This window comes from Bradyrhizobium sp. B120 (assembly GCF_049075665.1).
In the GTDB taxonomy this organism is placed as follows: Bacteria; Pseudomonadota; Alphaproteobacteria; order Rhizobiales; family Xanthobacteraceae; genus Bradyrhizobium.
In genome coordinates, this window is the sequence record NZ_CP185242.1 from 3,178,455 (window position 1) to 3,195,022 (window position 16,568).

Here is a 16,568-nt window from a genome sequence, read left to right on the forward strand (position 1 = left end):
GGCCTTGAGTGACTGGGTTTGCTTTTCTTCTTGGCCGATGAAGGGTCGGGGCCAGATCCCTTCACCGCGTCCAGTCTTCGCCCGCGCACAGCGTTCCCATGCAGCCGCGAACGTTCAGCGTGCCCGACGACACCAGCGTCACCGAGCTCTCATAGGTCTTGCCGTCATCGGCGTTGTAGATCCTGCCGGCCCATTTGTTCGGGCCTGCGGGCTGCATGTTGATGAAGAGCGAGATGCCTATCACCGGCCGGGTCCGCTGCGCGGGATCGGCATTCTTGTCGTCGCGCTGCGGCTTGCCGGTGGCCTTGTCGGTCGGCTCCTTCAGCCAGACGACGCGGCCGCACAGCGCGCTGCCGCAGCGCTGGACCTTGATCCTGGCGTCGCCGGACTGGGTCAGCCAGACGCCGGCCGGATCGTTGGCCTTGTCATTGGCTTTGGCGGCATCGGCGGCGCTGCCGAGCAGCGGAATGTGGAACGCTGCCACGATCAGGCGGCGCGTGAGGTGAGCGCGGATCAGCTGTTTCAGGGCGCTGCGGAGGCCGGCAATATCTGGGGGTAACGTCATCATCCACCTTCTTCATGAAAAATTTCATGATAAACATGAAATAAATCACGTTTAAGGTTGAGTCAACAACATTACCGCAGCATGATGCGGTCCGGCCGTAACGGCCTGTATGGGCAAAAAAATTATCGGATGGATGTGATGAGGAAATCGGTTCGCGAGCAACGCCAGCTCTGGTTTCGCCGGCTCGATCGGGCGTTCTGGGTGATCTGGGCCGCGCTGCCGGTCGTGCTGTGGCTGGCCTATTACCGCACCACGACGGCCGCGGGCGCGATCGCCGAAAGCCTCACCGGCGAGCAGGCGAAATGCGCGGCCATCGTCGCCGACCCGCTCGCCATGTCGGCCAAGGGGCAGATGCTGTTCTGGGCGCTGTTCGCGCTTGGGGTATCGTTTTATGCCGTGCTGATCGGCATCCTTCATCGCATGGTGAATCGATTCGCCAACGGGCGAATCTTCGTGTCGGAAACCTTGCAGGGTGTGTGGTGGATGGGGATCTTCCTGGTGGTCTGGCCGTTTGTCGATACGAGCACCACCAACGCGGTCGCCTATGCCTTGTACAAGCTCGGTGACATCAAGTTCTTCCTGCCGAGCTACGGCGTCGACGTCGGCACCATCGCAGGCGGTGTGTTCCTGATGGCGCTGAAATTCGTGCTCGAGCACGCCATCCTGCTGCAGTCCGAAAACGATCTGACGATCTGAGGGTGATGCTTGTGCCCATCGTCGTGAACCTCGATGTCATGCTCGCAAAGCGAAAGCGCCGCCTCGGAGACCTCGCGGACGCGATCGGCATCTCGATCCAGAACCTGTCGATCCTGAAAACCGGCAAGGCCAAGGCGATGCGCTTCTCGACGCTGTCGGCGATCTGCCGCGAACTCGACTGCCGGCCCGGGGACATTCTGGAATATGTGCCGGGCGATGAGGCCGAAGGCGGCGAGGGCGGCTGATCCGGCGCGTGCCCGATCGCCGAGCTCGTCGAGACGCTGGCCGAGCAAAGCTCGCGGCGCTAAGATTGCGGGCGACTAACTTACAATTACCGGCTGTATTGTGAAAGATGATGAGAGTTCTTCGGAGCTGGGCCAAGTCGTTCGTTGCCACCGGCTGGATTGTCTTTGTGCTGTCGATTCCTATTTGCGTTGCTATCGGCGCGAGTGCCGGCTTCAGCTTCTTTTATTTTCCTACGCGTCAAACGGCGCCGTTAGATGCGTTTGATGTCACGGCTTCCCAACTTGTTCTTGCCTCGGCTGCTTTCGCCGCAGTGGCCTCTTCTATTGCGTTCGCATTGAAGCTCCGCGCTACCGCGTCGGTGCTCGTTGTCGTGATCTGGAGCACGACTGTAGTCGGGACCCTCGTGGCTCGCTCCTTCGTCAAACCAGGACCCGAGTACTTTGAGAGACATCTCGGCCAGCAGGTTTTTCTAGTGCCTTGGCAATATGTGTCTGCTGGGCATGGGCAATTTACCGCTCAAAGCCCCCACGAAATTGGCTTCTCCGCAAATCTCTGCTTATCCAATCTCAAAGGTCGGCAGGACCAAGATTGCCGTTCGGCACAGCAGATTTATATTTTACCAAAGGAGAGGGACTTCGTTGACCCGGAGTTCTGGCGCATGCACCGCTCAGAAATGAACCCCGAGCCAGAGCGTAGCGGTTATCAATCGTTTGCGTACGGCTCCTCGCTTTCGGGCGGCGGACCAACGCACATCGACCATTATTTCGCACGTCAAGATTCCAGCGGACAGCTCACACGTCTTGTCGTCTGTCGGCTTGAAGTGTTCTGTACTCACCACGCGCTGGTAGGGGCTTATTGGCTCAAGTACAACGCGCCACTGGAAGAAGGTGATGCTCTGGACGATGAGCTCGCGGCCCTGATCGAATCGTGGCGGCGCAAGTAGTGTCAGGCCGTGGTCCTGTGCGACGGCAGCCGTTGGCTCTCAAACGCCAGGCTTCCGCGGCCCATCAGGATCTCGTCGGCCGTATCCGCTCAGCTTGCAGCCGCGCCTGGCCGGATCAGGGCGCGCATCAACTCCTCGACGAGAGCCGTTGCCTTGGGCCAGCGCAAGGTGGGCTTGTTGATCTGGAGTGAGATCACGCCGTGAGTGGCTGCCCACAGCAGCAGTGACAGTCGTTCTGCATCTTCTCCCTCGCGGCCCGGCGTTGCTGCGAGGATTTCCTTGATCAGCGCCACCACGCGGATCTGAATCGCTCGCCCGAACGTTGCGACCTTCGGATCGCTCAGGCCCGATATCACGCGGCCTTCGTAGAGCATCTTGTAATGGCCCGGCCGTTCCAGCCCGAAACGGACCGTGGCGAAGACGCCGGCACGCAGGCGCTCCCATGCGCCGCCACTGCTTGCGTCTTCCGCCGTGGTGCGCAGCTCGACGAGCTCATCGAACAGCTTTTGCAGGGCCGCGAGCAGCAGCGCGTCGCGATCGGCAAAGTGCGGATAGACGGATGGTGCGGCGATGCCTGCCTGCTTGGCGACAGCGCGCAGCGAAACGCCTTCGCAGGAGCCGGCTTTCTCGATCAGGGCAATGGCGGCCTTGAGGATGTCCTCGCGCAATTGCCCGCCTTCACCCCGCGCATTCCGTTGGCGCGCCTTCATGCCGTCCTCTTGCCGTCCTCTTGCCGTCCCCTCGGCTGATGCCCGTAACCTTACACTTGTTCGGCTTGACCCGTAAACTTAACGGATGTAAGCTAACATATGTAAGTTCAAAAGATCGGAGCTTCGATGACGACCAGCGCATCCTCGGGCGGCGCGTTCACGCCGGCCGGCACCAGCCTGAAGCTCAATCGCATGGGCTATGGCGCAATCCAGTTGACCGGGCCGATGGTGTGGGGGCCGCCCAAGGACCATGCAGCCGCGCTTGCCGTTCTGCGGGAGGCTGTCAGCTGTGGCGTCAATCACATCGACACAAGCGACTATTACGGCCCGCACATCGCCAATCAGATCATCAAGGAAGCTCTGCACCCTTACCCCGCCGGGCTTACGATCGCGACCAAGGTCGGCGCGCGCCGCGGACCGGACAAGTCCTGGCCCAGGGCAATATCCCGGCAGGAATTGATCGACGCCGTGCACGACAATCTGCGCAATCTCGGCCTTGACGTGCTCGATGTCGTCAACCTGCGCCTCGGTGGCCAGTTCGGCCCGGACGACAGTTCGGTGGAGGCGCCGCTCTCCGTGCTGGCCGAATTGCAGCAGCAGGGCCTGATCCGCCATATCGGCCTCAGCAACGTCTCCCGCGCGCAGTTCGATGAAGGCAGCAGGATCGCCACCATCGTCTGCGTGCAGAACCACTACAATCTGGCGCATCGCGTCGACGACGCCTTGATCGACGACCTCGCGGCCAGGCAGGTTGCCTATGTGCCGTTTTTCCCCTGGGCGGATTCCGTCCGCTCAGCTCGCCCATTCTGGACAGCGTCGCGCAAAGCCTCGGGGCGACGACCCGTCAGGTGGCGCTCGCATGGCTGCTGCAACGCGTGCCGAACCTGCTGTTGATTGCCGGCACGTCATCGGTCGCGCATCTCCATCAGAATTTTGCAGCCTGCACCCTGCATCTGCCGCCCGAGGCCATCGCGCAGCTCGACGGCATCGCTGCGGCCGGCCAGGCGCCCCGCGCTGCTGGCCAGTAGGAACTGAGCTGACAATGAGCGACGAGGGCTGTGGTTTGCCTCTTTTGCCTAGATAGGATGCATATGGGCGCTAAGGTTCGCTTCTGACGCGAAGCGATCATCAGAGCGACAGCGAGAGTTCTTGCGCCAACAAGGAAAATGATTGCTGATGATCTCACCGAAACGCGGCGGGATCGGACCGATTCGTATTCCGGATGCTGCCGCGCGTGGTGTACCATCGCTGCTAGGTCAATGGTGCTGCCCGATGGCCCCTGATTCCGAAATTGGCCAGCGCCACTCTACTCATGATCGTGCGGCCATGTTTTGGTCAAAACTGCGTCCGCATTGTTGAGATGCCCACTGCAAAGGCTCGCGATGGAAAGGGCAACGTTCGCCAAGGCCAAGATTTTCGCTGTTGGCGACGCACGGAGCGTTGCGACCTACGCGGTCGAAATCCTGGTAGTTGCCGCGATTTATGCTGGTCTTGCCGAATCCGCGCGATTGCTTCCCGCAATAAATCCAGCCGCGGCACCGCTATGGCCACCAACCGGGCTTGCGCTTGCGCTCCTCCTGTTGCGCGGCTACCGGATCTGGCCCGCGATCCTGGTGGGGGCTCTCTCACCTTACCTCATGGCCGACCGATCGCTCCTGGAGATCGGCGTCGCCGGGATCGGCAGCCTCCTTGCCGCATGTGCCGGGACATGGCTGATCGGCCGCTGGTCGAACGGTCGCCAGACGTTTGCCACACCATCCGGTGTCGCAAAGTTTGCAATGATTTGCTTTGCGCCGACCACGATGATCAGTTCAGCCATCGCCTTGGCCGGCTTCACGCTCATCAACGAGTCAAGCTTTTCCGATTCCATCGTCGCCGGGTTGACCTGGTGGCTTGCGGACGCTGCTGCGGCGCTGGTGATTGCTCCGGTCATCGTGCTCTGGGCGGCGATGCCCTTACGCATTGCTTTCAAATGGGCCCTGTTGGAATCGATCGCGGTCGCTGCTCTCGCTGGTATCATCGGGCTCGCTGCTTACAGCCCGCTGATCGGTAGCGATCTCGTCAGCACCGGCCTCGACGTGTTGCTGCCGCATCGGAGCCTTCTCGGCTTTCTGGTTCTGCTGCCCTTGATCTGGGCCGGTCTGCGCGGCGATCGATGCACCGTGGCGACGGCCGCGTTCATTTTCATCGGAACTGCCGTGTGGGGGTTCTCGGTGGGGAATGCCCCATTTCCGAAAATCGATCCGAACGGGGCGCTGTTATCCTTGTTCGTGCTTTCGATCATCGTGTCGGCGCCTCCGCTTGCCCTGGCCGCGGCAAGCGCGACGCGTCAGGCCAGGGAAGCCCATTTGCTTTCTGTCCAGGACCAGCTGAACGGTCAACTTGAACGGAAAGCTTTGGCGCTCGACAACATTCGACGGCACTTCCAGACCCTTATCGAAGGCGTTGTCGACTATGCAATTTTTGCGCTTGATCGAGAAGGACACGTGACGAGCTGGAATAGCACCGCTCAAAAGATCATCGGCTACAGCTCGGAAGAAATCATAGGCAAGCACTTCGGGATATTCTATCGGCCGGATGAACGCCGCGCGGGTTCACCGACACACGCGCTGGAGTCGGCAATCGAAAGCGGCAAGTACGACGTAGAGGGTTGGCGTATCAGAAAGAATGGTACGCCGTTTTTCATCACGGGCTCAGTCTCTTCGAGCCGTGATGACGCAGGAAATCTGATCGGTTTTATCAGTATCCTGCGCGACGCGACGGAGCGGCGCGACGCGGAGGAGAAGCTGGTCCAGGCGCGCGAACAGCTCGCGATGTCTCAGAAGATGGAGGCAATCGGCAAGCTGACCGGCGGGATCGCACACGACTTCAACAATCTATTGATGATCATCGGAGGCAGTGCCCAGATATTTCAACGCCTGCTTGATCCAAAACTGCCAAAGGCCATCGAAGCCATACAAACCGCGGCCAAGCGCGGCGAAAGTCTCACGCGCCAATTGTTGACATTCTCTCGTCACCAGCATCTCAGCCCGACGGTCGTTGATCTGAATGCGTCCATCAAGAACATGCGGACCATGATTGAGAGCTCGCTGCGCGGGAACATAGTGTACAACGAGAACGTTGGCGACGGCGTTTCACCGGTCAAGGTTGACCTCGCCGAGCTGGAACTCGCGATCGTCAACATCGCCGTCAATGCGCGCGATGCAATGACAAGCGGCGGCACATTCACGTTGTCCGTCCACGCGGTCACCGCAAATCAGGAAACCGGCGGCGATCGCCGTGGCAAGGCCTTCTTTGCGATCACACTTGGCGATACCGGCACCGGCATTCCGCCAAATCTTCTGTCCAAGATGTTCGATCCGTTTTTCACGACCAAGGAGGTCGGTAAAGGGACCGGGCTCGGTTTGTCCCAGGTTTATGGTTTTGCGCATCAGGCGGGCGGAACCGTGACGGCAGACAGCAAGGTCGGACAAGGAACAACGATTACAATCTATCTGCCGTCCTGTGTGGACGAGCAGATTACCAGCAAAGAGCTCGCCGCTGCCCGGGCAAGGCCAAGGCAGCCGCCGCGGCAGACGGTTCTCGTTGTCGACGACAGCCCCGAAGTGGCGGATGTGACATCATCGCTGTTCGAGCATCTGGGTTATGAAACCATCTACCGGGACTCGGCCGAAGCGGCATTGAAACTGCTCGATACCGGTACGAAGATCGATCTCGTCTTCAGCGATATCGTCATGCCAGGGACCATCGATGGCGTCGGGCTCGCGAGAGAGGTTCGGTCGCGGTACCCCGGTTTGCCCATAGCCCTCACAACCGGTTACAGCGATGCCGCAAAAGCAGCTCCGCCAAGCCTGAAAATACTTCGCAAGCCGTTCGATACCGAGGCGCTGAGAGATTTTATCCAGGATCTTGCGCCGCCGAGGTCAGCGCGATCATCCGGCGTATCCTTGGCGTCAAGCACGACCGACGCTGTGCGCAGAAATTGACCGGTCGCACCATCAATATCGGCCATTGATGCGGAGAGCGGCAGCCGGAACAAAAATGGCCGCGGTCGCCCGCGGCCATTTGTCGGTACTTATCGAGCGCAGCCGTTATTCGGCCGCCTGCTTGCGCGGCGGATCGAGGGCGCCGGAGTCGTGGATCTCGGCGACCTGGTGATCGCTGAAGCCGAGCACCTCGCGCAGGATCTCGTCGGTGTGCTCGCCGAGCAGCGGCGAGCGGGCGACGTCGCTCGGCGAATCCGACAGCTTGATCGGGTTGCCGACCGAGATGTACTTGCCGCGGGTCGGATGATCGACCTCGACCACGGTGCCGGTCGCGCGCAGCGACTGGTCCTCGATGATCTCCTTCATCGAAAGGATCGGGCCGCAGGGGATGTCGTCCTTGTTGAGGATCTCCATCGCCTCGAACTTGGTCTTGGTCATCGTCCACTGCTCGATGCGGGCGAAGATTTCGTTCAGCCGCGACAGCCGGGCCGGCGGCTTGGCGTAGTCGGGATGGGTCTTCCAGCCGGGTTCGCCGATCACGTCGCAGATCTTCTCCCAGACCGGCGCCTGGGTGATGAAGTAGAGGTAAGCGTTGGGATCGGTCTCCCAGCCCTTGCACTTGACGATGCGGCCGGGCTGGCCGCCGCCGGAATCGTTGCCGGCGCGCGGCACGGCATCGCCGAACGGGATGCCTTCGCCGAACTGGCTGTATTCCTTCAGCGGACCGTGGGCGAGGCGCTGCTGGTCGCGCAGCTTGACGCGGGCGAGGTTGAGCACGCCGTCCTGCATCGCCGCGGTGACGCGCTGGCCCTGGCCGGAATGGGTGCGCTGGTAGAGCGCGGTGACGATGCCGAGCGCGAGGTGCAAGCCGGTGCCGCTGTCGCCGATCTGGGCGCCCGTGACCAGCGGCAGACCGTCGCGGAAGCCGGTGGTCGAGGCGGCGCCGCCGGTGCACTGCGCGACGTTCTCGTAGACCTTGCAATCCTCATACGGGCCGGGACCGAAACCCTTGATCGAGGCGACGATCATCTTCGGGTTGATGCTGTGGATCTTCTCCCAGGGGAAGCCCATGCGATCGAGCACGCCGGGACCGAAATTCTCGACCAGCACGTCGCACTGCTTGATCAGCGCGGTCAGCACTTCCTTGCCCTTCGGGTTCTTGGTGTCGAGCGTGATCGAGCGCTTGTTGTGGTTCAGCATGGTGAAGTACAGGCTGTCCACGTTCGGGATGTCCTGCAGCTGGCCGCGCGTAATGTCGCCGACGCCGGGACGCTCGACCTTGATCACGTCGGCGCCGAACCAGGCCAGCAATTGCGTGCAGGTCGGACCCGACTGGACGTGGGTGAAATCGAGAATGCGAACGCCCTTGAGCGCCTTGGTCATAATGTCTGCTCCGTATACTCTATCTGCCCCTGCACCCGCAGGGAGTGATTGGGGTTAGGGGTTACTTCTTCTTCAGCACGCTTTGCGGATTGAGGTTGCCGATGCGGCCGCTCTCCGAGCCAGCCGCCGGGTCGATCACCGCGTTGATCAAGGTCGGCTTGCCGGAATCCAGCGCCGCATTGACCGCGCGCTTCAGCTCGTCGGGCGAGGTGGCGTTGACGCCGACGCCGCCGAAGGCTTCCATCATCTTGTCGTAGCGCGAGCCCTTGACGAACACGGTGGTGGCCGGATCCTCGCCCGCGCTGTTGACGTCGGTGCCGCGATAGATGCCGTCATTGTTGAAGATCACGACGCAGATCGGCAGCTTGTAACGGCAGATGGTCTCGACCTCCATGCCGGAGAAGCCGAACGCGCTGTCGCCTTCGACGGCGAGCACGGGCAGTCCGGTCTCGACCGCGGCCGCGATCGAATAGCCCATGCCGATGCCCATCACGCCCCAGGTGCCGACGTCGAGCCGCTTGCGCGGCTTGTGCATGTCGACGACGCCGCGGGCGAGGTCGAGCGTGTTGGCGCCTTCGTTGACGAAGATGGTATCCGGACGTTCCGCGATGATCGTGCGCAGCGCGCCGAGCGCACCATGATAATCCATCGGCGAGGCGTTGCTCATCAGCTTCGGCGCCATTTTGGCGACGTTGTCGTCGCGCTTCTTCGCCACGGTGGCGAGCCAGTCGCTCGGCGCGGCCGACCAGTTGGCGCCCATGGCGTCGAGGAACGCGGACACGCAGGAGCCGATGTCGCCGACCACGGGGGCGACGATCTCGACGTTGGAATCCATCTCCTTCGGCTCGATGTCGACCTGGATGAACTTCTTCGGAGCCTCACCCCAGGTCTTGCCCTTGCCGTGCGACAGCAGCCAGTTGAGGCGGGCGCCGATCAGCATCACGACGTCGGCATCTTTCAGCACGGTGGAGCGCGCCGCACCCGCGCATTGCGGATGCAGATCGGGCAAGAGGCCCTTGGCCATGCTCATCGGCAGGAACGGCACGCCGCTCTTCTCGACGAAATTCTTGATCGCCTCGTCGACCTGCGCATAGGCGGCGCCCTTGCCAAGGATGATCAGCGGACGTTTCGCGCTCTTCAGCACGTCGAGCGCGCGCTTGACCGCCGACGGGGCAGGGAGCTGCGCCGGCGCCGCATCGATCACCTTGACCAGCGACTTCTCGCCGGCCGCCGCGTCCATGACCTGGCCGAACAGCTTTGCCGGCAAATCGAGATAGACGCCGCCCGGACGGCCCGACACCGCGGCGCGGATCGCGCGCGCCAGGCCGATGCCGATGTCCTGGGCGTGCAGCACGCGGAACGCCGCCTTGCACAGCGGTTTTGCGATCGCGAGCTGATCCATTTCTTCATAGTCGCCCTGCTGCAGGTCGACGATCTCGCGCTCGGACGAGCCTGAGATCAGGATCATCGGGAAGCAGTTGGTGGTGGCGTGGGCAAGGGCGGTGAGGCCGTTGAGGAAGCCGGGCGCCGACACCGTGAGGCAGACGCCGGGACGCTTGGTCAGGAAGCCGGCGATCGAGGCCGCGTAGCCGGCATTCTGCTCGTGGCGGAACGAGAGCACGCGAATGCCCGCCGCCTGGGCCATGCGGCCCAGGTCCGTGATCGGGATACCCGGCACACCATAGACGGTGTCGATGCCGTTGAGCTTGAGCGCATCGATGACGAGGTGGAAGCCATCGGTCAATTCTTGCTCGGTGCCCGGTGCCTCGGACTTCGTAGCGGTATTCAGCATCGGCATCGTCTCCCTGATCGTTCTTTGTTCGGACGATCTGATCGTCGTCTGAAGCGGGTGTGGACTCTCAAACTTACGTGAACGGTTCTCTACGTGAATAATTCTTGGCCATGCGCCTCGACATAGGCGGCAAGGCCGAGCGTGTGATCGCGGGCGCGCTTTTCGGCGAGCTCGGTGTCGCGTGCCTCCAGCGCCTCGATGATCCCGAGATGCTCGGGCAGCGAGGTCGCGGTGCGGTCCTTGCGGCCGATCGTGAGCTGGCGATAGCCGCGCACGTGCAGCAGCAGGTCATTGGTGAGGTCGACCAGCACAGGCGATTCCGACAGCGAGATCAGCGCCTGGTGGAAGGCGATGTTGGCCTTGGAATATTCCTCGACGTGATCCTGCGGCAGGCGGTCGTCGCTGAAGTCCTTGAAGAAGTCGCGCAGCGCCGTGATGTCCTTCTTGCGCGCTGTGGTCGTGATCAGGCGCGCCGCCATGCTTTCCAGCGCCGCCCAGGCACGGATCATGTCGACGATCTCCGCCTTGGTGCGGCGGACCACGACGATGCCGCGGCGCGGCACGGTCTTCACGAATCCGTCCTGCTCGAGCATCGCGATCGCTTCGCGAATCGGCGTGCGGCTGACGCCGAGACGCTCGGACAATGCGCGCTCGTCGAGCATCACCGGCTCCGGCGTCGCGTAGATGTCCATCTTCAGGATCGCTTCTTTCAAGGCCTCATAGGCCTTGTTCTTGAAGCTCGTCTCCGGGGCGATCCGGACGATGGCGATATCTGTGTCAGCCATAGTGGGCGACGCCTTGGTCTGTTTCGGTTCTGGCACGACTCGTCTCCTCCTCTTGGAGACGTCTTCTTAGCAGAAGAAAGTACCTTAGATTTTTGGCATGCCAAATACCAGAATGTCAAGCTACCCATATTTTTCGGTATTTTTGGGCATCGACCGATCTTGACAATTACGTTTTTGGCATACCAAATGCCACGAAATCTGTCCCAGGAGGAAGCCAATGTCAAATTCGAAGGATGCGGTCCGCAAAATTCTCGATGCGGTCAGGGCCGACAAGCGTACGAGCCTCACCGCGCCCGAAGGCAAGGTGGTTTGCGACGCCTACGGCATTCCGGTGCCGAAAGAGGGCGTCGCCAAGTCGGCTGCCGAGGCTGCCCGGATCGCCTCCGACATGGGCTTCCCGGTCGTGATGAAGATCGTCTCGCCCGACATCCTGCACAAGACCGAGGCGGGCGGCGTGGTGGTCGGCGTCAAGAGCGCCGCGGACGCCGAGAAGAGCTACGAGACGATTCTGGCCAACGCCAAGAAATACAAGGCCGATGCCAAGATCGAGGGCATCCAGGTCCAGCAGATGCTGGGCGGCGGCACCGAGGTGATCGTCGGCTCGATCACCGACGGTTCGTTCGGCAAGCTGGTCGCCTTCGGCCTCGGCGGCGTGCTGGTCGAAATCCTCAAGGACATCACCTTCCGCCTCGCGCCCGCGACCAAGGACGACGCGCTGTCGATGCTCGACGGCATCCAGGCCCATGAAATGCTGAAGGGCGTGCGCGGCGGCGAGCCGGTCAACCGCGAGGCGCTCGCCGACGTCATCGTCAAGGTGTCGCAGCTGGTCAGCGATTTCCCCGAGATCGTCGAGCTCGACCTCAATCCGGTGTTCGCCACCAGCAAGAACGCGATCGCCGCCGACGTCCGCATCGTCGTCGACTTCGACTACAAGCCGCGTCCGGCGCCGCGTCCGACCGAAGAGATCGTCGCGGCGATGAGCCGCATCATGCAGCCGAAGGGCGTAGCCGTGATCGGCGCCTCCGCCGAGGACGGCAAGATCGGCAACTCCGTGATGAAGAACCTCATCAACGGCGGCTACAAGGGCGAGATCTATCCGATCCACCCGAAGGCCGCGGAGATCCTCGGCTACAAGGCCTACAAGAGCGTCAAGGACGTGCCCGGCGTGATCGACACCGCGGTGTTCGCGATCCCTGCGAAATTCGTCGCCGGCGCGCTCGTCGAGTGCGGCGAGAAGAAAATCCCCGGCGCGGTGCTGATTCCCTCGGGCTTCGCCGAAGCCGGCGCGCCCGAATTGCAGGCCGAGATCGTCGAGGTCGGCAAGAAGTACAACATCCGCCTGATGGGGCCGAACATCTACGGCTTCTACTATACCCCGGCCAACCTCTGCGCCACGTTCTGCACCGCCTATGACGTCAAGGGCCACGCCGCGCTGTCGTCGCAGTCGGGCGGCATCGGCATGGCGATCATCGGCTTCTCGCGCTCGGCCAAGATGGGCGTGTCGGCGATCGTCGGCCTCGGCAACAAGTCCGACATCGACGAGGACGATCTGCTCGCCTTCTTCGAGCAGGATCCGAACACCAATTTGATCGCGCAGCACTGCGAGGACCTGAAGGACGGCCGTGCCTTCGCGGAGGCGGCCAAGCGCGTCTCCAAGAAGAAGCCGGTGGTCGTGCTGAAGGCCGGCCGCACGTCTGCGGGGGCGAAGGCGGCGTCGTCGCATACCGGCGCGCTCGCCGGCAACGACAAGATCTACGAGGACGTGTTCAAGCAGTCCGGCGTGATCCGCGCGCGCTCGCTCCGGCAGCTGCTCGAGTTCGCCCGTGGCGTGCCGGTGCTGCCGACGCCGAAGGGCGAGAACGTCCTGATCATCACCGGCGCCGGCGGCTCCGGCGTGCTGCTCTCGGACTCCGTGATCGACAACGGCCTGTCGCTGATGCAGATGCCGCCGGATCTTGATGCGGCGTTCCGCAAGTTCATCCCGCCGTTCGGCGCGGCCGGAAATCCTGTGGATATCACCGGCGGCGAGCCGCCGATCACCTATGTCAACACCGTGAAGCTCGGTCTCTCTGATGAGCGCATCCACGCGCTGATCCTCGGCTACTGGCACACCATCGTGACGCCGCCGATGGTGTTCGCGCGCAACATGGTCGAGGTGAAGAAGGAGATGGAGGCCAAGGGCTTCGTGAAGCCGATCGTCGCCTCGCTCGCCGGCGACGTCGAGGTCGAGGAGGCCGCCGAATATCTCTACCAGAACGGCATTCCGGCCTACGCCTATTCGACCGAACTGCCGGTCGAGGTGCTGGGCGCCAAGTACAAGTGGGCCCGCGGCGCGGGACTGCTCTGATCGTCTGATCCGCCGAAGACCAAAGCCGCCTCGGACATCGTCCGGGGCGGCTTTTTCATGAGTCGCCTCGTTGTCGAGGTGAACGAGAAGGGGCGGCATCGGCCCAAGCATTCGAAACCAGCCCAGGCTTTCCTGCTCCGTCTTGCGTCGGTTCCGTGCGCTATCCCTTTTTCACGACCGCGTCCTGCCCGCCAAGGCAGCTTGCCTTTCGCATCTGATGTGCTACTGATATGTCAGATAAGAACGATGGAGGACGCCGCGATGGAGTTGGCTGCAACAGGGATGACCGACCGCCAGCGCAAATATCGCGCGACCTACCGCGAGCGGGTGGTGGGCTGGTACAATGGCTGGCTGCACGTCGTGCTGATCTACACGATCGGTTTCACGGCGCTGTACGTCTATTTGGCCAATGTGCGCGATTTGAAATGGTGGGAATACCTCACCATCCCGGCGGTCTTCCTGATTGCGAACTTCTTCGAATGGGCGGTGCATCGCTTCGTCATGCACCGGCCCTCGAACGTGCCCTTGCTGCGCGCGATCTACAGCCGCCACACCCTGATGCACCATCAGTTCTTCACCGAGGAGGAGATGCGCTTTGCCGATCATCACGACTGGCGCGTCACCTTCTTTCCGCCCTATGCGCTCGTGGTGTTCACCCTGATGTCGATCCCGCCGGCGATCGTCGCCGGTCTCGTGATCTCGGCCAATACCGGCTGGCTGCTGATCACCACGACCACGTCGATGTACCTGATCTACGAATTCATGCACTTCTGCTGCCACGTCGAGGAAAATGCCTTCGTGCGCAACATGCCGTTCGTCAACACCATCCGCCGGCATCATACCGCCCATCACAACCAGTCGATCATGATGGAGCGGAACATGAACCTGACCTTCCCGGTAATGGACTATGTGTTCGGCACCTCCGATCTCAATCGCGGCCTGCTGGGCCACGTCTTCAACGGCTACAGCACGCGCTACGTGAAGACTGACATGCGACGGACGGCGCGGACGCCGCGGGTCGTGGTGAAGGAGCAATCGGTGCCGCATGCCGCAGCTTGAACCCAATCTCGCGGGCCTCGCCTGGTTCGGCCTGCTGTGGAGCGTGTGCTGCATCGGCTTCCTGCAGCTGGCCGGGATGTATCCGCTGCGCGGCCGCGCCGTCCTGCCGGTGACGATGACGACCGCATTGTGGGCGATGTTGCTCGCCGGCACGCTGGCATTCGCCCTGGTCGAACTACGCTGGACCACGGTCGTTGTGGTGGGCGGTGTGCTGTTCCTGTTCCTGCCCGGACTGTTTCAGGCGCTGCCTGACTGGTGGCGCGACGGACGCGCGGGATTGCGGCTGTCCTGTTGCGCCATGATTGCGGCGCTGGCGTTGCTGGTCGGCGTGGCCGCACCATCGTTCCACATGTGGACCTAGAGGGAGGTCTCGATGCCGAGCCACATCAAGCTCATGCTGTCGCTGGCGTGCCTCGCCACGGCGGCCTGCGGATATGTCTTCATGGTCTATCTGGGACAGCAGGGACCGAGCTACGCGGTCGCCTTCCTCGGCGTCTTCGCCACGGTCGCGATGTGGATCTTCCCCGAGGTCGTCAAGAAGGACCTCAAGATGCGTCCGCCGGGATCCTGATATGATGCTGCAGCACAGGGAGACTCCGATGGCGAGCTATGCCGGGGACCGCACAATCGACGGCATTTCCGTGCTGGTCGACGGCGAGCCGCTCTCACCGCATTACGACCAGCTTCGGCTCACCGAACACGGATTTGAATGGAGCTACGAGGGGCCCGAGCCGGCCCAGCTGGCCTTCGCGCTGCTCTATGATCATCTGCACGACGCCACCGCGGCGAAGGCGCTGCACGAGAGCTTCATGCGGCGCATCGTCGCCAATTTCGGCAATGAGTGGGAGCTCTCCTCGGCCGATCTCGATGAGGCGGTCGCGGCGCTGCGGTCCGGACGCACGGTGTAACCCCACGCTGATTTCCGGGCGAGAGAAATATGAGATGACCCTGACCTGTCGCGCGGCGGTGCTGCATCAAAGCGGAACGCCGCTCTCCATCGAGCGCGTTTCGCTTGCACCGCCGATGCCGACCGACGTCGTGGTGAAGGTGCGCGCCGCCGGGCTCTGCCACACCGATCTGGAGGTGATCGACGGATCGCTGCGCTATCCCTTGCCGATGATCCTCGGGCACGAGGCGGCCGGCGTGGTCGAGCAGGTCGGCAGCGCGGTGCATGACGTGCACGTCGGCGATCACGTCATCCTGTCCTGGAATCCGCATTGCGGGCACTGCTTTCACTGCGATCGCGCGCAGCCGATCCTGTGCGAGACCTATCTCGCCAGGGGCGCGGAAGGCGTGCATTTCGACGGCGCGTCGAAGGCGCAGCTCGCGGGCGGCAGCAGCCTGTCGCACCTGATGTTCCTCGGCGCGTTCTCGGAATATGTCGTGCTGCCGGCGCAGCAGGCGATCATCGTGCCCAAGGACATCCCGTTCGACCGTGCGTGCCTGATCGGCTGCGGCGTCATGACGGGCGTTGGCGCTGCGCTCAACGTCGCCGCCATCGGCCATGGCGATACCGTGATGGTCACCGGCTGCGGCGCGGTCGGGCTGGCAGCGGTGCAGGGCGCTCGGCTCGCCGGCGCCGGTGCTGTTATCGCGGTCGACCTCGACGATGCAAAGCTTGCGCTGGCGCGGCAACTCGGCGCCACGCACACCGTCAACGCGGCGCGCGAGGACCCGGTCCGGTTCGCCAAGGAGGCGACGCACGGGCGCGGCGCCGACGTCATCCTCGAGGCCGCGGGCCATCCCATGGCGTTTCGGCAGACCGCGGAGGCGGTGCGGCCGGGCGGTGAGGTGATCTGGCTCGGCAAGATCGACGTCACGCAAGACGTGAGTTTCCGCTGGGGCGCGTTGATGGGCGAGAAGCGGTTTCGCCGCTCGAGCTACGGCGGCGCGCGGCCGCGGCGCGACTTCCCCTTGCTGGCGCAAGCCTATCTCGACGGCCGGCTCAAGCTCGACGAACTGATTACCGGCCGCTGCAGCCTCGAAGGCATCAACGACGGGTTCGAGGCATTGCGGCGTGGACGGTCGATCCGGACGGTCGTCGAGCTCTGAACGC

The 16,568-nt window shown here is 62.7% G+C and carries 15 protein-coding genes and 1 pseudogene; 11 read left to right on the forward strand and 5 right to left on the reverse strand.

Annotated features, from left to right (window positions below):
• Positions 1-61: 61 nt before the first annotated feature.
• Complete coding sequence (locus ACOIX3_RS14415) at positions 62-568, reverse strand: DUF2147 domain-containing protein (RefSeq protein ID WP_420970471.1); 507 nt, start codon at positions 566-568, stop codon at positions 62-64.
• Between the two features lie 135 nt (positions 569-703).
• On the opposite strand from ACOIX3_RS14415, the gene ACOIX3_RS14420 reads away from it, so the two are divergent.
• From ACOIX3_RS14420 to ACOIX3_RS14430, 3 genes are all read left to right on the forward strand, one after another.
• The gene (locus ACOIX3_RS14420; protein WP_420970472.1) at positions 704-1,261 is read left to right on the forward strand and encodes a DUF2975 domain-containing protein; all 558 of its coding nucleotides are present in this window, start codon (positions 704-706) and stop codon (positions 1,259-1,261) included.
• Positions 1,262-1,266: 5 nt separating this feature from the next.
• A complete protein-coding gene (locus ACOIX3_RS14425; protein ID WP_420970473.1) occupies positions 1,267-1,506 on the forward strand; it encodes a helix-turn-helix domain-containing protein in 240 nt (79 codons plus the stop codon).
• A gap of 110 nt (positions 1,507-1,616) precedes the next feature.
• Positions 1,617-2,450, forward strand: a complete 834-nt coding sequence (locus ACOIX3_RS14430) for a hypothetical protein (RefSeq protein WP_420970474.1) — start codon at positions 1,617-1,619, stop codon at positions 2,448-2,450.
• 89 nt (positions 2,451-2,539) lie between these two features.
• Here ACOIX3_RS14430 and ACOIX3_RS14435 read toward each other — a convergent pair whose 3' ends face one another.
• Complete coding sequence (locus ACOIX3_RS14435) at positions 2,540-3,160, reverse strand: TetR/AcrR family transcriptional regulator (protein ID WP_420970475.1); 621 nt, start codon at positions 3,158-3,160, stop codon at positions 2,540-2,542.
• Between the two features lie 126 nt (positions 3,161-3,286).
• Between ACOIX3_RS14435 and ACOIX3_RS14440 the strand changes: the two are divergent.
• Positions 3,287-4,188, forward strand: a pseudogene (locus ACOIX3_RS14440) (oxidoreductase).
• A 354-nt stretch (positions 4,189-4,542) separates the two neighbouring features.
• Entirely contained in the window at positions 4,543-7,146 is a 2,604-nt protein-coding gene (locus ACOIX3_RS14445; protein WP_420970477.1) for an MASE1 domain-containing protein, read from the forward strand.
• Positions 7,147-7,251: 105 nt separating this feature from the next.
• On the opposite strand, the gene frc is transcribed toward ACOIX3_RS14445, so the two are convergent.
• From frc to ACOIX3_RS14460, 3 genes are all read right to left on the reverse strand, one after another.
• Entirely contained in the window at positions 7,252-8,529 is a 1,278-nt protein-coding gene (gene frc / locus ACOIX3_RS14450) for a formyl-CoA transferase (RefSeq protein ID WP_420970478.1), read from the reverse strand.
• 61 nt (positions 8,530-8,590) lie between these two features.
• Positions 8,591-10,321: an oxalyl-CoA decarboxylase gene (oxc, locus tag ACOIX3_RS14455; protein ID WP_420970479.1), complete on the reverse strand. Its 1,731-nt coding sequence runs from the start codon at positions 10,319-10,321 to the stop codon at positions 8,591-8,593.
• 89 nt (positions 10,322-10,410) lie between these two features.
• Positions 10,411-11,106: a GntR family transcriptional regulator gene (locus ACOIX3_RS14460; RefSeq protein ID WP_097670734.1), complete on the reverse strand. Its 696-nt coding sequence runs from the start codon at positions 11,104-11,106 to the stop codon at positions 10,411-10,413.
• A gap of 217 nt (positions 11,107-11,323) precedes the next feature.
• On the opposite strand from ACOIX3_RS14460, the gene ACOIX3_RS14465 reads away from it, so the two are divergent.
• The 6 genes from ACOIX3_RS14465 (at position 11,324) to ACOIX3_RS14490 (ending at position 16,564) form a co-directional block, all read left to right on the forward strand.
• The gene (locus ACOIX3_RS14465) at positions 11,324-13,453 is read left to right on the forward strand and encodes an acetate--CoA ligase family protein (RefSeq protein WP_420970480.1); all 2,130 of its coding nucleotides are present in this window, start codon (positions 11,324-11,326) and stop codon (positions 13,451-13,453) included.
• A 261-nt stretch (positions 13,454-13,714) separates the two neighbouring features.
• Positions 13,715-14,512, forward strand: a complete 798-nt coding sequence (locus ACOIX3_RS14470) for a sterol desaturase family protein (RefSeq protein ID WP_420970482.1) — start codon at positions 13,715-13,717, stop codon at positions 14,510-14,512.
• The gene (locus tag ACOIX3_RS14475) at positions 14,499-14,873 is read left to right on the forward strand and encodes a hypothetical protein (protein WP_420970483.1); all 375 of its coding nucleotides are present in this window, start codon (positions 14,499-14,501) and stop codon (positions 14,871-14,873) included. The genes ACOIX3_RS14470 and ACOIX3_RS14475 overlap by 14 nt, the downstream gene beginning before the upstream one ends.
• 12 nt (positions 14,874-14,885) lie before the next feature.
• Positions 14,886-15,083 (forward strand): hypothetical protein, encoded by a 198-nt coding sequence (locus tag ACOIX3_RS14480; RefSeq protein WP_244064327.1) that lies wholly within the window; start codon positions 14,886-14,888, stop codon positions 15,081-15,083.
• Between the two features lie 28 nt (positions 15,084-15,111).
• Positions 15,112-15,420: a DUF6166 domain-containing protein gene (locus tag ACOIX3_RS14485; protein WP_420970484.1), complete on the forward strand. Its 309-nt coding sequence runs from the start codon at positions 15,112-15,114 to the stop codon at positions 15,418-15,420.
• A gap of 34 nt (positions 15,421-15,454) precedes the next feature.
• Positions 15,455-16,564 carry a Zn-dependent alcohol dehydrogenase gene (locus ACOIX3_RS14490; RefSeq protein WP_420970485.1) on the forward strand — a complete coding sequence of 370 codons (1,110 nt, stop codon included), beginning with the start codon at positions 15,455-15,457 and terminating at the stop codon, positions 16,562-16,564.
• The last annotated feature ends 4 nt before the right edge of the window (positions 16,565-16,568 follow it).

Coding starts and splice junctions, on each gene's coding strand:
- ACOIX3_RS14465 (WP_420970480.1), top strand. CDS start 11,324: ATGTCAAATTCGAAGGATGCGGTCCGCAAAATTCTCGATGCGGTCAGG.
- oxc (WP_420970479.1), bottom strand. CDS start 10,321: ATGCTGAATACCGCTACGAAGTCCGAGGCACCGGGCACCGAGCAAGAA.
- ACOIX3_RS14430 (WP_420970474.1), top strand. CDS start 1,617: ATGAGAGTTCTTCGGAGCTGGGCCAAGTCGTTCGTTGCCACCGGCTGG.
- frc (WP_420970478.1), bottom strand. CDS start 8,529: ATGACCAAGGCGCTCAAGGGCGTTCGCATTCTCGATTTCACCCACGTC.
- ACOIX3_RS14415 (WP_420970471.1), bottom strand. CDS start 568: ATGATGACGTTACCCCCAGATATTGCCGGCCTCCGCAGCGCCCTGAAA.
- ACOIX3_RS14470 (WP_420970482.1), top strand. CDS start 13,715: ATGGAGTTGGCTGCAACAGGGATGACCGACCGCCAGCGCAAATATCGC.
- ACOIX3_RS14480 (WP_244064327.1), top strand. CDS start 14,886: ATGCCGAGCCACATCAAGCTCATGCTGTCGCTGGCGTGCCTCGCCACG.
- ACOIX3_RS14435 (WP_420970475.1), bottom strand. CDS start 3,160: ATGAAGGCGCGCCAACGGAATGCGCGGGGTGAAGGCGGGCAATTGCGC.
- ACOIX3_RS14420 (WP_420970472.1), top strand. CDS start 704: ATGAGGAAATCGGTTCGCGAGCAACGCCAGCTCTGGTTTCGCCGGCTC.
- ACOIX3_RS14475 (WP_420970483.1), top strand. CDS start 14,499: ATGCCGCAGCTTGAACCCAATCTCGCGGGCCTCGCCTGGTTCGGCCTG.
- ACOIX3_RS14445 (WP_420970477.1), top strand. CDS start 4,543: ATGGAAAGGGCAACGTTCGCCAAGGCCAAGATTTTCGCTGTTGGCGAC.
- ACOIX3_RS14425 (WP_420970473.1), top strand. CDS start 1,267: ATGCTTGTGCCCATCGTCGTGAACCTCGATGTCATGCTCGCAAAGCGA.
- ACOIX3_RS14460 (WP_097670734.1), bottom strand. CDS start 11,106: ATGGCTGACACAGATATCGCCATCGTCCGGATCGCCCCGGAGACGAGC.
- ACOIX3_RS14485 (WP_420970484.1), top strand. CDS start 15,112: ATGGCGAGCTATGCCGGGGACCGCACAATCGACGGCATTTCCGTGCTG.
- ACOIX3_RS14490 (WP_420970485.1), top strand. CDS start 15,455: ATGACCCTGACCTGTCGCGCGGCGGTGCTGCATCAAAGCGGAACGCCG.